This is a genomic window from Ruegeria profundi (assembly GCF_020171505.1).
Taxonomy (GTDB): domain Bacteria; phylum Pseudomonadota; class Alphaproteobacteria; order Rhodobacterales; family Rhodobacteraceae; genus Ruegeria; species Ruegeria profundi.
In genome coordinates this window covers 45611-58384 of record NZ_JAIUZS010000011.1, presented here as the reverse complement: position 1 = coordinate 58384, position 12774 = coordinate 45611, and the positions used below count along the sequence as shown (strand labels likewise).

At 55.8% G+C, this 12774-nt stretch carries 15 protein-coding genes and 1 tRNA gene; 7 read left to right on the top strand and 9 right to left on the bottom strand.

Going from position 1 to position 12774, the window contains the following annotated elements:
- Positions 1-36 precede the first annotated feature (36 nt).
- The 6 genes from LCM21_RS19945 to LCM21_RS19920 all read left to right on the top strand — a co-directional run bounded on the left by LCM21_RS19945 (position 37) and on the right by LCM21_RS19920 (position 2570).
- Entirely contained in the window at positions 37-660 is a 624-nt protein-coding gene (locus tag LCM21_RS19945) for a pyridoxamine 5'-phosphate oxidase family protein (RefSeq protein ID WP_224892132.1), read from the top strand.
- A gap of 37 nt (positions 661-697) precedes the next feature.
- A complete protein-coding gene (locus tag LCM21_RS19940; RefSeq protein WP_224892131.1) occupies positions 698-1000 on the top strand; it encodes a hypothetical protein in 303 nt (100 codons plus the stop codon).
- A gap of 49 nt (positions 1001-1049) precedes the next feature.
- Positions 1050-1214 carry a hypothetical protein gene (locus tag LCM21_RS19935; protein ID WP_224892130.1) on the top strand — a complete coding sequence of 55 codons (165 nt, stop codon included), beginning with the start codon at positions 1050-1052 and terminating at the stop codon, positions 1212-1214.
- A 150-nt stretch (positions 1215-1364) separates the two neighbouring features.
- A complete protein-coding gene (locus LCM21_RS19930) occupies positions 1365-1538 on the top strand; it encodes a hypothetical protein (RefSeq protein WP_224892129.1) in 174 nt (57 codons plus the stop codon).
- A gap of 221 nt (positions 1539-1759) precedes the next feature.
- The gene (locus LCM21_RS19925; protein ID WP_224892128.1) at positions 1760-2047 is read left to right on the top strand and encodes a hypothetical protein; all 288 of its coding nucleotides are present in this window, start codon (positions 1760-1762) and stop codon (positions 2045-2047) included.
- A 22-nt stretch (positions 2048-2069) separates the two neighbouring features.
- Positions 2070-2570, top strand: a complete 501-nt coding sequence (locus LCM21_RS19920; protein WP_224892127.1) for a hypothetical protein — start codon at positions 2070-2072, stop codon at positions 2568-2570.
- A gap of 374 nt (positions 2571-2944) precedes the next feature.
- Here LCM21_RS19920 and LCM21_RS19915 read toward each other — a convergent pair whose 3' ends face one another.
- The gene (locus LCM21_RS19915) at positions 2945-3775 is read right to left on the bottom strand and encodes a CPBP family intramembrane glutamic endopeptidase (RefSeq protein ID WP_224892126.1); all 831 of its coding nucleotides are present in this window, start codon (positions 3773-3775) and stop codon (positions 2945-2947) included.
- 381 nt (positions 3776-4156) lie between these two features.
- Between LCM21_RS19915 and LCM21_RS19910 the strand changes: the two genes are divergently transcribed.
- The gene (locus LCM21_RS19910; protein WP_224892125.1) at positions 4157-6085 is read left to right on the top strand and encodes an alpha/beta fold hydrolase; all 1929 of its coding nucleotides are present in this window, start codon (positions 4157-4159) and stop codon (positions 6083-6085) included.
- A 683-nt stretch (positions 6086-6768) separates the two neighbouring features.
- Here LCM21_RS19910 and LCM21_RS19905 read toward each other — a convergent pair.
- The 8 genes from LCM21_RS19905 to LCM21_RS19870 all read right to left on the bottom strand — a co-directional run bounded on the left by LCM21_RS19905 (position 6769) and on the right by LCM21_RS19870 (position 12768).
- The gene (locus LCM21_RS19905; RefSeq protein WP_171238449.1) at positions 6769-7404 is read right to left on the bottom strand and encodes a hypothetical protein; all 636 of its coding nucleotides are present in this window, start codon (positions 7402-7404) and stop codon (positions 6769-6771) included.
- 31 nt (positions 7405-7435) lie between these two features.
- Positions 7436-7963, bottom strand: coding sequence for a helix-turn-helix domain-containing protein (locus tag LCM21_RS19900; protein ID WP_171722041.1), 528 nt, complete (start codon positions 7961-7963; stop codon positions 7436-7438).
- The gene (locus LCM21_RS19895; RefSeq protein ID WP_171722040.1) at positions 7956-8297 is read right to left on the bottom strand and encodes a hypothetical protein; all 342 of its coding nucleotides are present in this window, start codon (positions 8295-8297) and stop codon (positions 7956-7958) included. Before LCM21_RS19895 ends, LCM21_RS19900 begins: the two co-directional genes overlap by 8 nt.
- Before the next feature lie 183 nt (positions 8298-8480).
- Entirely contained in the window at positions 8481-8690 is a 210-nt protein-coding gene (locus LCM21_RS19890; RefSeq protein ID WP_058272409.1) for a MerR family transcriptional regulator, read from the bottom strand.
- Positions 8691-8801: 111 nt separating this feature from the next.
- Positions 8802-9902, bottom strand: a complete 1101-nt coding sequence (locus LCM21_RS19885) for a hypothetical protein (RefSeq protein ID WP_171238450.1) — start codon at positions 9900-9902, stop codon at positions 8802-8804.
- A gap of 27 nt (positions 9903-9929) precedes the next feature.
- Entirely contained in the window at positions 9930-11096 is a 1167-nt protein-coding gene (locus LCM21_RS19880; protein ID WP_171238451.1) for a tyrosine-type recombinase/integrase, read from the bottom strand.
- Positions 11097-11244: 148 nt separating this feature from the next.
- A tRNA-Arg gene (locus LCM21_RS19875) sits at positions 11245-11321 on the bottom strand.
- A 64-nt stretch (positions 11322-11385) separates the two neighbouring features.
- On the bottom strand, positions 11386-12768 hold the full coding sequence (locus LCM21_RS19870) for a sensor histidine kinase (protein ID WP_224892124.1): 1383 nt from the start codon (positions 12766-12768) through the stop codon (positions 11386-11388).
- Positions 12769-12774: the final 6 nt, after the last annotated feature.

Below are 12774 nucleotides of genomic sequence, written 5' to 3'. Positions count from 1 at the left end.
AAATCTACGCGAAAGATCACTGAAGAGGTCGTTATCATGAACAAACCTTTCCTCTTTCCGGCGCTCGCAGCAGTGCTTGCTGTGTCCATCAGTGGACAGGCATCCGCGAATGTCGGCCAAGCGGCTATCGACGGCTGTATCGACCAGATACGCGCTGTCGGTGGTCCCGATGGCCAGAGCGGCACTGTCATCTCGTCGGAGTACTCCGAAGCAAACTCGTTGATAATGTTCGAGGACGCGGGAGCCACTGTCTGGCGCTGCCTCGTCTCGAACGACGGGGTCGTGGCGGAACTCACCGTTGCACAGGCTGCTGATGATGGTGGTGGTGCGATGGCCGCCTCCTCCGGCTCTGGTACCGAACGTGTCTCCTTCGCTTCCGGAACCTCCGGGGCAGAACTGACAGGCTCGTTGCTGCCGCAGGAAAGTCGTCGCTATGTTCTCGGCGCGCGCGACGGTCAGTTTTTGTATTTCCGGCTAGCAGCGAACGGTCCAGGAATGACCTACGTCATCTACAATCCTAATGGCTCTGTTCTGTTGGACGAGATGAGCGCCGATCAGGAGTACCGGGGCCAGCTGTGGCAATCGGGCGATCATGTTGTCGAGGTCTACAACACGTCCAACGGCGCCCAGTCGTTCAATGTCATCTTCGGCATCGAATAGTGGGCCAGCGCTGCAATCCAGAAAAGGAGCTCACTCAATGGCTCATATGATCAAAATGGCGATTGGTGCCGCAGCAATTGTTGGCTTGGTTGGATGCGTTGCAACCTCCAGCCCTACCCCCGGGCAACCGTCCGTCGGAAGCTCATCTGACCTTACCGCTTTCGAAGGCGCACGCGCCGGTCAAGCTGAGATGGGTATCCAGAACCTCGGCTACGAGTTGATCCGTACAGAGGGTCTCACGGCTTTCTGGTTCAATCGAAGTACGGGTGCTTGTGCTCGCGTCACCACGTCCGACGGTCGCTACTCCGATATAACCATGCTCCCCGCCGGAGATTGCTAACTCACGCGGTTGAAAAATCGCCGTTCCCAACAACCTGAAAGGAGTACGCATGAAGAAAATCCTCGCTACCTCTATCGTCCTCGTCGCCTTGGCGGGATGTGTCGAAGAGCAATCCTTCACCACGGAAGCCGATATCTCGGAAGCAAATCGAAACACAGATTGTCCGGTGGATGTGACGGAAGCCGATCGCGCCAATTACCCTGCCTGTAACTGACCCGACCGCGCCAAAGGCCGTCAATGCCTAGATAAGCGTTGCGGCAGTTCGTGCTAGTGTGCTGTATCGTGTGTCTGGATCATTTAAATCGCAGCCTTGGCTTTGCCTCCAATCTGAACCTTCGGGCCATTCAGTCAGGAGCAAAGTCCCATGTCCGGCATCTTCTTGATGCCACTCGGCCTGCCGTGGGTGCGCTGGTTCGATGGTGTCGCCGACAGCCTGAAACCGTGGCTTACCGTTCTGGCCCCGGTGCTGAATATCGCGATCCTGACATTGCTTTGTCGCTACTTTGGCGGCGACGAAGCCCGAAAAACAAAACCATAAATGGGAGGGTCAGATGCACCTTGATCTTGCACATGCGCTCGTAACGGGAGTTCTCATATTTGTCGTGATGATCGGCATGCACAAAGCTGGTCTCTACGTGCCGCACAAGGAGGGTGGCCCAAGATGGAGTTGGCCGCTGTTCTTCGGAATAGGTGCGGCCGTGTTCATCCTTAACTTGGTGTGGCCCTGAAAACCGTCGCGTTCTAGCAAGGAGAGAAGATTTGGGTAAGGTGATTATTGGAATTGTTGGCTCGATCATCGGCTTTATCGACGGCGCGATTTTCGATGGATCGCTGATCGGCGGCACGGCGGCCGGGATCGGTATCGCGACAGGGGCATCGGCGGGCATCTGCATGACAGTACAGGCAACCAAAGACGAGGGGCCACTGACGCGCGAAGAAATCGATCAGAGCCTGACCCAAACTGCGGCGAATGCGGCAGCGATCTTGGGCACTGACGCACCTGGTGAGGTCGTTGGCGGCGAAGATAATTGCGCCAAGGTTCTTTAGAATCTGAGAGAGCGAGTACGAAATGAAATCATTGTTTTCCCCCCTGCGTGCTGGCGTACTCTTCGCGGCGACAACTCTGGCGACGACTGCATCGGGCAACGAGGTGATAGAAGACGCACTCGGAGGCCCATTCACGACCTGCACCGGTGCTATTGCATGGACCGAGGATGAAAATAGCGCCACTCGTGTCGAGCCCATGCGCCTCGCGGTGCGGGACGCTGACGACGCGGCACACGTAGCCCTGTTCCTGAGCGAGGAAGATTTCACGGGTAAAGATGTCTGGGCTTGCGTCGACGGTGTCTGCATGGCTCAAGCAACGGTTCGCGCGGCCGTCACCACAAATGTGCTTCGACTGCGGCATCAAGCCGATCTTACCAATGGCGAGGCCGTGTATGGCATGGAGAGCGTTTTCATGGTGGTGAACGCTCGGGAAACTCCCATACAGGTTGAGGGCGCACGGGGATCCGGCTCCTTCATTTGCGAAAAGGCACTGCCCGAGAGCCTCCTTGGGAGTGCACAGTAACCAAAGTCTAACTGTGAAAATGCGTAAAGTCGGTTTGGGAGAGCCAATGAACCTCGCTAGGCTCGTCCATGAGGCTCACCACCAAGATAAAAAGCAAAGTGTCCCCGGCTCGGTGTTGCGGGGATCATTGCACGCTGACAGACGACACCATCGCAACCGCGGTGTTCAATGAGTTCGGTAAATTGATCTAGCCAAGTCAGAGTGCTAAGGAGTTTGAAATCGATCTACTTTCCAGAAACCAGGTCTTGTTGCTGTTTGCAGTTTGGGCTGGCTCCAGCGTAGACTGGATTAGCAACATCGTCCTCAACTGATGCCCTTGACGGAGCGCGTTTCAAACAGTGTATCGATGTGCCAAAGGCGTTTCAGGTCGTGCCCTAGTCTTGCTGACGGTTTCGCCTGCGCCACCAGGACCAGAGAACTATCGATCCGAAGACAAGTTCGAAGTGCCCAAGGACGACGCGGAGCAAACTATCGCTGAGCGATATATCATTTGAAGATGGAACCACAGTCGTTGCCGTCTCCGCGACGCTTGGATCGGCAGACGCGATCGCCGCCGCGGCCGCGAGTATCTGGCCGTTGAAATCGACCACGCCATCGAACAGTGCGTGTGTTGCGACCCCGAACCAAATTGAGTTCATTCGAAGCGCGATCGCACCGAATAGAAATCCCAGCGTGCCAGCGTGAAGAACTTGATCGATCGTCGGCCCCAGCGTCTGCCCGGTAATCCAGTTAACAAAGTGCATTGATCCAAAAAGCACCGAGGATACGAGCAATGCGCCGACTGGTCCGATCCGTACTTCAAACCCATGAAGCAAGACACCTCGGAATAGACCCTCTTCGAAGACTCCGATCAGCAGCATGAAAAGAATGAAGGTCCCCCACGGAATGGAGGCGAGCACATCACCCATGTCTACTCCGCTTCCGGAGGCAACCATCAAACCGGGCGTCAGGATGCTACCAATATACAAAGTCAGAATGATCGGTGCCCAGATGCCACTCCAGTCGGGTGCAGATATGAACCGAGCGTTCTTGCTCCAGCCAACAAGACTAACCACCGCGACAACGCTGGTAGCGAGAAACAGCTCAAAGGGCAGATGGCTCAAGTCGATGGAGTTTGGGGACTTCGACTCGTCCCCACCAAATGCCCCGCTCGAGAATACCAACGGAGCCGAAAGCACGACGAAGTAGATCGCAAGCAAAATCATGACGAAAGCGATAGGCCTGTTTGTCGCCCATATCCTCACACTAGTGATCATCCGGCTCCCTGTTCATCGTTCACTAACCTCGTATCAGTGGCCATAGTGGCATCCTTCCTCCATCTGAAGGTCCGTTCAAGCAACGCGTGCAAGCGATGCCAAACCAGTTCTTTCGCACTAAGACCCTAACTGTCTTGCCGGCGCTGAGGGGGCCGGGCTAGGTTGCTAAAAGACACCAAACGCACACCGAGCAGGAGCGAGAATTACTTGTTTCAACTTTCAAAAATCATACGAGGCATCCTTAAATGGAATGGTAATTCTGCCAATAGTTTAGTTTTATTTCGTAGCGGTTCGTTTCACCGCGGGACGACGGTCACACTTATCGCTCTGATGGCTCAGTTCTGCTCCGATGGCAGGGCTAATGCGCAAACGTCATCTTTGCGCCCCGAGCCCGTTCCCTGCCCCGAGGTCGTCACCCAGACAGTGACCGAGATCGAAGGCGAAACCTTCGATTGCGGCATCGTCCGCGTACCCGTCGATTATGGTGACCCGGACGGCCGTCAGATCGAGTTGATGTACGGGGTTTTGCGGTCGACCAGCATGTCACCCGCAGTCGATCCGATCATCTACCTGCACGGGGGACCCGGCGGAGGCGAACTGGCCAGCTTGACGAACACGCTCACGGAACGACTGGCAACCCTTCGTACCCGACGTGATATCGTTGTCTTCGATCAGCGCGGGTCGGGCTTCTCACCGGGCGAGATCGAGTGCAACGAGGTTTTCGCCGCCAACAGCGATGCGGCATTCGCCGCCGCCGGGGAGATCGCCGAAGCATCGGGGATGAACCCTGGCGCCGCGGCCGGCGAGTACCTTATCCCCCTCTGCGCAGCCCACTTGAATGAACACGGCGTGGACCTGTCGCAGTATAACACCATCAACAATGCCCGCGATGTCGTCCGCCTTGCCGAGGCACTTGGTTTCGAGAGCTTCAACATCTACGGTCATTCCTACGGCACACGACTTGGGCTGGAAGTCCTGCGGCAAGACCCGCCGGGATTGCGCGCGATCCTACTCGACTCGGTGCTTCCGACAGACGTGGCTTGGCGCGAGCGTCTTCCCGAAACTAACGAGGAAGCCTTTCTCGGCATCTACGGCATGTGCCTTGCCGATCCGTCCTGCGCCGACGCCTATCCCAACCTCGTTGAAACGCTCAACGGTGTATTCACGGCCCTGTCCGAGCAGCCATTGAAGACCGAAAGCGGACTGCCGGTCACGACCGAGGGTCTGGAACAGTTGATCCTCTCATCGGCCAACCAGGCGGGTGGCGAGTGGCGCGTTCGGTACTTGCCCCGAATGATCCAAGACCTGTCGCAAGGCAACCCGGAGCTCTTCGAAGCCCTTTCCCTCATGCTTTACGCCGAAGCGGAAACTGCAGTCCCGCCGACATTTCAGTTTGAAGCCTCAAGCATTCCGGCGCGCCTGATGCTCAATCGTGCCAACTCACTTGCGTTGCAGGGCGATGAACTCCTGCACAGCGCCGAGGCTCTCGCCAGGCAAGCTCTGGACATGGCCAGCGAGGCCGAAGAGTCTCTGGCGGCACTGTTCCTGCGCACGCTCAGCCAGCTCGAGGATGTTCCGTACAGCACTACCCTTGATGGCACCTATACATCAGACCGCGTCGCCTTGGCCCTGCGCCCCGCGACGCCCGTTGAACTCCGGCAGTTCGTGCAACGACACTACTCCGGGATTGATGCACAGATCCTGACGTCGCTCGTGGGGCAAATGACGCCGGATGACGTTTCCGAGATCTTTCGCCGTCTGCGGAATCTGGACCGCTTCAGCGAGCAGCTCCATGAACTGGCCTTCGCACTGCGCGTGTTCACTTGCAATGACTCTGTCCCATTCAATAGTGCAGAACGCGCCCGGGCGCGCATCGCCAGCTATCGCATCCCTGGGTTGACAGAACGGGAGGCGCGAACGATGGCCTACGAGCTTGGTGCCTGTGACGGGTTTCCGACAGGCACGCTTGGAGAGGACTTCCACGCACCGGTCACCGGCGATGGGTCCGTATTCGTCATGGTTTTTACGGGAACCAATGACATCCAGACCGCGACGTCTTGGTCGGAACAGGCCGCCAACAATCTCATCGGATCACAGTTCGTTCGCTTCCCAAATACAGGACACGGCACGACCTTGTTCTCGCAATGCGCAAGAGATGTCGCTGGCGCTTTCTTCGATCAACCTGAAACTGCAGTTAACGCTGCATGCGCCTCGGACTTGGTGCCAAATTTCGTGCTACCCGACGAACCGCTGCCCTAGGCGAACGACAGCCCACTATTTACTGCTAGGGTGATCTGGACTTCGGCATTGATCGAGCACGCTTTGCCTCAGCCGCGGACACCAATAGCAAGTGGTGGCGAAGCAGGCCACGCCGACGACGAAGGAGCGGTAGTGGATGAGCGTCAAGGAGCTACGCTAGTCAGCCTGGCCGAAGTTTGTACCAGCACAACAAATGAATGAACACAAGCTGCACACGTTACTCTGTAATCAATTGAAAATACGAGACAATCGTCACCATCCATCACTGGAAAGGCTACGAACCAAAGTTTAACAACCGCTTCAAAGCGCGTTTCGGACATTTGTGCGAACTGCAGCATCCGTCACTTTGGGCTCGGAGCAGCCATCCAAGCACTTCGCTCGAACGACTGCTTTGCCTTGCTTGCGAGGCCGTGCCGGGTCAGTCGATCAATTTCTGCAGTGCCCTGTCAGCGCGGATAAGTTCATTGATCGTCTTGCGCATCTCCTCGGTTTCTCTCGACCTTTCCCCATTCTTCCACGAAGGATGGCTTGGCCCAGCAGCGTGCCCACCTCCAGCCCCATGCATGCGACAAACACTCCAGCTCCGAACAGCGGGTGCGCGACATCGCCGGCCCGTGGACTTTGCCGTGGCGGTACATCTGGGCGCATTCCTGAGCCGTTTGGTGGGGTCAATGAGGTTGTCGTCACTTTTTGTCATTGGACCGCCCCCCGTTTTGAACGTTGCCAACAATAGCCTGGCCACCTTCTTTGACCTCGACGCGTTCAACCCTGACGGTCTGATCCGCCTTGGATCGATATCTTTTCAGCGCTTCAACCTGGCTTGTGAAAGTTCGCGCAAGCTTATTGAGCGCCCGTTCCGCCGAGTCTTGTTGAGGAAGAGTCTCGACGTGATTGAGCCTGCGCGCCATCATCATCGTGGCCTGATGGACCGCACCCATTTGGATCGCAAGCATGGCTTCAATCTCGTCCTGCGGTCTGACCCCGGCAACAACGGACATCACGAAGTTCGACGCGGTCTCGGAGACAGAACTGTCCTGTTGCCCAAGAGTCGCGACTTGATCCATAACGCCTTCGAAGAACCGGTAGTCAGCTGTGCCGAGCTCATGCATCGCCAAAGCACAGGCCGCCGTTGGGTCTTTTCCTTTGTGCCCAACCGTGAGCCTGCGTGTGTCTTCATCGAAGTCCAACTTGATGCCCGGTGCCCGAACGCGTGATTTCTTCCGTTCCCTCAGATCCGCAATCGCATTGGTTTCCGCGTCGGTAAGCTCGGAGTTCTTTGTCTGCAGATCGTTGCCACTGTCTTTTTGTGTCTTGCTCATGTCCGCCTCGCGTAACAAGGAGTGGTTAGTATTAGTGTTCCGATTCAGAACCGAAGGACCGACGCGAAACCGGCCTGACGGGTTCTGATTTGGAACCATGAGGTGCGTTTGGGTTCTCAAACGGAACCACAGAGGATGCTGACGGGTCCGTCTCAGAACCGCGTTTTGTTTTTCCGGGCTGCCAGAACCGCCAGTCATTGGTGGCTGCTTTCTTGCCGGACCGGGCCTGCGTCGCCTTGGTGGTCAATCGCCATTCATGTGCTCGACGGTGATACCAGTTGCCCTCCTTCTCGAGCACGAGGAAGCCTTTGTCCTGCAGATCTTCGAAAGCCCGCTGAACCGTGGCCTTGCCCAATCCCAGAATCTCTGCCGCTTCATTCATCGACAGGAACACCTTGCCGTTGTTGCTGCCGTTGAAGCGGGTGTGAAGCTCCAGCCAGAGCTTCACTGCAGGTCCCGACAAAGCCCTCCACGCCGGGGACTTGATCATGGCGTAGGGCAGATAGACGAACTGGCCCTCATCCGACCGTTTGCCGTTGGGAGACCGTCTCCTACTCATCGCGACACCCTCGCTGGAAATGCTCGGGCAATGCATCCAGTTCAGGAACGTCACAGCCGATATGCGCCCGGACGAGCCGGATTAGGCCGGATTTGGACACACAATACCCGAGCGTGTCCCAAGCCGCTCCTCCGGCTGGAAATTGGGGTCTTTGACGTTGAAACAGCCATTGGATGCCATCCCGGCATACGGCGACGCGGTAGACACCATGGCGAAAGAACTCGCCGTTGTAGTTCTCATCGGTTTCTCGATGATCGGTTTGGGAAAGAGGGCCAGCGTCTGGCCCCCTATCGTGACTGGAAAGGTTCGATTTGGAAAAGGACATATCAGCCATGCTTGATCCGTCCTTTCCGTGCGATCACCCGTTCGACCGAGTGGCTCAGGGGTGACCAGTAGTACCGGCGCTCGTTTTGTCTTGTCGGCGCGGGGCATCCTGTGGCATCAACTGGACTTGCTAGGGTGGCAGTTGATGTCACTGGAAAAGCCCCATCTCCGCGCTTGGAGTTGGGGTTTTTCATTATGCAGCCTCGTTGTTGGGATCGGTACGACGAGCCGCCAGCCAGGCGTTCAGATCAGCGCCGTGATAGGCGATCCGCCGACCGATGCGGATGAAGGCCGGACCGCACATGCGGTGACGCCATTGAGCCAGCTTCTCGCGGTTTCCTAGCAATTGCATTTCAGGGTCTTCTGGAAAATAGACCCGGTCGTCATTGAAGACGTTTGCCATCGTTGAAATCCTCTTGGATCAGTTGCGATGGCTCCCAATTATGGGCAGCTTTCCCGAAGTGTCACCAGACTTTTTCCTGCGCCTAAGCGCTTTCCGAAAGTGAGAAACCACTTAGGCGTTTTTCTTAAAAACTGCTTCGTACCTTGATTTGAAGGGTTCTTCTGAACGTAGAGCCGTACCGTAATCCGCATGGGTCTTTGCTGACTTTGGGAAGTCCTTTCTTTTCTCAACTGTCTTTTCCAAAGCTTGTTCAACAATGCGTTCTTCATTGATCAAACCGACCGCGTCAGACAGCTCCTCGATTTGTTGCATCAGCGATTCCAAGTTTTGAAGTCTGCGTTTTCGAGATGCGCGCGCCCCGGCTTCTCCAGCCCTAAGTCTGGTTTTTGCGGACCGCACTCCGGTTATTGCTGCATCTTCGTAGCTGAATTTCCAGCGGTAGTGTTCGACCATCCGGCCTAATGCCAAGAGCTGACCGTACATGTAGTGGCGCAGCTGACCAGCTATAGCTTTGCTCAGTTCGCTATCCCTTGAACCTTCATGAATGTAGCTTTTAAAGCTAGCCAACTCGTCCAATATTTTGAACTCGAACCAGCGCTTAGTGAAGACTGAGTCGAGCTTATCGAGTTCAAATGCCAAAGCCTCTCTCAATTTGTCTAGTGGACTTCTCGATCGCCGTGGAGCTTCTTCATAGTCGCGGAAGTCCAAAGGGTAGCTTCTATCAAAAACTTCGAGCGCTAAGTCGACCTGCTCCCGAGAGTATTTACTTTTGTTTAGTTTGCTGACTTGCAGGATATGTCGAGCCTCTTCCAACTCTACAAACGATGCAATGAGGAGGTCAAAATGCTCCCTCACATAATCGATTTCATAATTCCTTCGACATTGCTCCACGAAAAACTCCCACAAATCATTTGTGGAAAACTCAAAGAAGTTCATCTCCCACCATTTGGGTGCTGAACTGACCTGCCTTTCTTCCAATATTTCATTCAGCAGATGAACACGAACTTGATCCGGCAGCTCGTCGAAACCAATACGGTCAAGCTCGGCGTTCACATCGGAAGGTAAGTTCATTCGAGTTTCAAACAGCCAGTCCTTTGTTTTCTTACCAAGTGGAACTTCTTTTAACTCGCCCTCGCCATGAACGAAGGGGTTCAATTCATAGGATAGGATCTTGTTTAATCGTTCACTTTCTTCTTCCGAAAAACGTTCCAATACCCTCTTTTCCTCCCATCAGGGTCGTTAACACAAGAACCTGCTCCAGCGCTCGACCAATTCGCGCCGACGATCCAACAAGTCAGACCGAGCGTAGGCGCGCTCTACATCGGACCCAACCTGATGAGCCAAAGCCGCCTCAGCCAGTTCCCGAGGCGCGTTTGCAGACTCCGCAGCCCAATCTCGGAACGAACTGCGGAAGCCGTGCACAGTGACGCCATCTTTCCGCATCCGGCGCAGTAACATCAGCATGGACATGTTCGACAAGGGCTGGTGTCGTTTTTGCCCCTCGAACACGTAGTCAGAGGCCAGCGCACGCAGCGGCTCCAGAATGGCCAGCATTTCGCCGGTGAGAGGCACGCGATGGACCTGCCCGCCTTTCATGCGCTCCGCAGGTATGGTCCACAGTCGCGCATTGACATCTACCTCGGGCCATTTCATCTCCAGCACTTCTGAGGTTCGGCAGGCGGTCAAAATGGTGAACTGCAGTGCCCTGGCGGCCATGGCCGAACGGGTCTGCAACTCGGCATAGAATGCGGGCACCTCCTGCCACGGCATCGCGTCATGGTGCTGCACCTTGGCTTTGACGGTGGGCAGCACCTTGCCTTCGCGGATCGCAGTCACCGGGTTCTCGCCCGAACGGAAGCCCTTGGATTTTGCCACGTCGAGCACCGTCTTGATCCGTTGAGACAGTCGCTTTGCGGTTTCGTGTTTCTCGGTCCAGATGGGCGACAGGCACATCAGAACTTCGGGCTGATCGATGCTGTCCACGGGCATACGGCCGATCTTGGGGAACGCATAGTCGCGCAAGGTGTTAAGCCATTGCTGGCCGTGTTTGGCATTCTTCCATGTTGGCAGGCGGTCAATGTGAACTTGTCGGCTTAGTTCCTCAAAGGTCGGGATTTCACGCTGGGCGTTGAAGCGCGGGTTCAGCCCGGACTTTGCCATGCGTCGATATTCGAGGGCTCTTTCTCGAGCCTGGTTTAGTGTGACGACATCAGCGCCACCTAACCCGAAATCCGTGCGCAGCGGAGCGCCCTTGCGGTTCTTCTGCCCTTTGACCGTTACACGCACGATCCAGCGCCGTGCGCCCGATGGATCGACAACGAGATACAGGCCAGAACCGTCACCATGCCGACCCGGACCGAGATTCTCTACAAGCTTCTTTGTCAGCTTTCCGCTGAGCGCAGCCATGTAAATACCACAAAATATACCACTCAATAAAAGTATACTGGCATAATCAGATAAAATCCAACGAAACCCTCTAGCGCGACCTCAGCCATAAAACACAAAGGTTTAAGCAACCTAGTATGTTTCATCAAAATTTGTGAAAATCACCAAGTGGCGGACCGAGGAGGATTCGAACCCCCGACCCCTTGATTCGTAGTCAAGTACTCTATCCAGCTGAGCTATCGGTCCGCGTTGGTGAGGCGGTGTTTAGACCTAGCTCTGGGGAGGTGCAAGGCGATTCTTCAAAAAAAGTCTAAAAAGTCACGTCACCCCGAGGCAGCCGAAATTCAAAGGTGGTTCCCTCAGGGCCTGTCTCTTTCAAAACCAGATTGCCGCCATGTCCGCGCACCAGCTCTTGCGAGATAGCAAGACCAAGACCCGATCCTCCTTTACGGACCCCGCCCTGAAACGGTGTGAACAGGTTTTCACGCGCTTTGGGTGGCAAGCCGGGGCCGTTATCCTTGATTTCGATGCACCAGTCACTTTCACCCGCATAGCCGGTAATCGTAATTTTTCCGGGTTTTCCGGACGCAGCCAGCGCTTGAAAGGCGTTTCTCACCAAATTCATTATGACGCGGAAAATCTGCTCTGGGTCCGCGCGCGCCACAAGGTCCTTTGGCACGTCGTTGACAATCTCGACGCAGGCATCGCCGATGGCGAGCTTCTCGCTGGACACCACGTCTTCGGCCACATCGCGCAGGGGCACCATTGTCAGGGTGGGTGCGGGTTCTTCGGCGCGGCCAAAGGCCAGCGTACTTTCGCACAGGGACACAGCCCGCGTGATCGAATTCACCAGTTTCGGCGCCATTCGTCGCACCAAGGGGTCGTCACTGGTTTCGATCCGGTCAGTGAACAACTGCGCCGAGGTCAGGATATTTCGGAGATCATGGCTGACCTTGGCGACCGCACCCCCCAGTTGCGCCAGACGTTCACGCTGTTTCAGGGCTTGGGTCAGTTCTGTCTGAAGTTTCTGAAGCGCCTCTTCAGCCTCACGCAGTTCGGTCACCTTAGAATTGGGTGAGATGATACCGCGCGCGTCCTCTGGTGCGCCCGCATATCGCTGCATGTAGCCCACAACGCTTTTAATCGGCTTAACCAGAACGACACGAACGGCGAGAAACAGGAAAAACGCGGTGATAATCGAGATGACAAACGACAGGCCCAGAATGCGTAGCCCATAGTCGGTCATCGCGGCACGCAGCGGCATGCTGTCTATGGTGACTTCGATCAACAGACCTGCATCTTTTACCGGCTCACCAATAACCCGAATGACTTCGTTTTCCGGGGTGAACAAGCGCGAAAGAGCATCCTTGATCAGAATCCACGGCCCGGCATCGCGCAGGTCGTAGGTATGGGCGATTGGCTCGGGAATGGGTGAGGACAGCATCAGCTGACGCACCTCGTCGCGCCGCAGCACGACATTGTAAACACCGGCATTGGCCAAAAGCTCGGCCTCAAGGTCTTGTGCCAGCATGTCGTCGGCCAGCAAGGCCAATGAAGCGATCTGGGCGCGCTCAAGCCGATTGAGCAGGAAATCTTCGCGGAACCGCGCAATTGAGGGTACAAAAATCAGGACTTCGGCCAACATTACGAAGACCGTGGTCAGGATCAGAAATCGGCCCGACAGCGAGTTCAAATTGCG

What these genes read in the sequence shown, in the direction of transcription:
- LCM21_RS19945 (WP_224892132.1), top strand. Translation starts at nt 37, where the DNA reads ATGAACAAACCTTTCCTCTTTCCGGCGCTCGCAGCAGTGCTTGCTGTG.
- LCM21_RS19940 (WP_224892131.1), top strand. Translation starts at nt 698, where the DNA reads ATGGCTCATATGATCAAAATGGCGATTGGTGCCGCAGCAATTGTTGGC.
- LCM21_RS19935 (WP_224892130.1), top strand. Translation starts at nt 1,050, where the DNA reads ATGAAGAAAATCCTCGCTACCTCTATCGTCCTCGTCGCCTTGGCGGGA.
- LCM21_RS19930 (WP_224892129.1), top strand. Translation starts at nt 1,365, where the DNA reads ATGTCCGGCATCTTCTTGATGCCACTCGGCCTGCCGTGGGTGCGCTGG.
- LCM21_RS19920 (WP_224892127.1), top strand. Translation starts at nt 2,070, where the DNA reads ATGAAATCATTGTTTTCCCCCCTGCGTGCTGGCGTACTCTTCGCGGCG.
- LCM21_RS19915 (WP_224892126.1), bottom strand. Translation starts at nt 3,775, where the DNA reads ATGATTTTGCTTGCGATCTACTTCGTCGTGCTTTCGGCTCCGTTGGTA.
- LCM21_RS19910 (WP_224892125.1), top strand. Translation starts at nt 4,157, where the DNA reads ATGGCTCAGTTCTGCTCCGATGGCAGGGCTAATGCGCAAACGTCATCT.
- LCM21_RS19905 (WP_171238449.1), bottom strand. Translation starts at nt 7,404, where the DNA reads ATGAGCAAGACACAAAAAGACAGTGGCAACGATCTGCAGACAAAGAAC.
- LCM21_RS19900 (WP_171722041.1), bottom strand. Translation starts at nt 7,963, where the DNA reads ATGAGTAGGAGACGGTCTCCCAACGGCAAACGGTCGGATGAGGGCCAG.
- LCM21_RS19895 (WP_171722040.1), bottom strand. Translation starts at nt 8,297, where the DNA reads ATGGCTGATATGTCCTTTTCCAAATCGAACCTTTCCAGTCACGATAGG.
- LCM21_RS19890 (WP_058272409.1), bottom strand. Translation starts at nt 8,690, where the DNA reads ATGGCAAACGTCTTCAATGACGACCGGGTCTATTTTCCAGAAGACCCT.
- LCM21_RS19880 (WP_171238451.1), bottom strand. Translation starts at nt 11,096, where the DNA reads ATGGCTGCGCTCAGCGGAAAGCTGACAAAGAAGCTTGTAGAGAATCTC.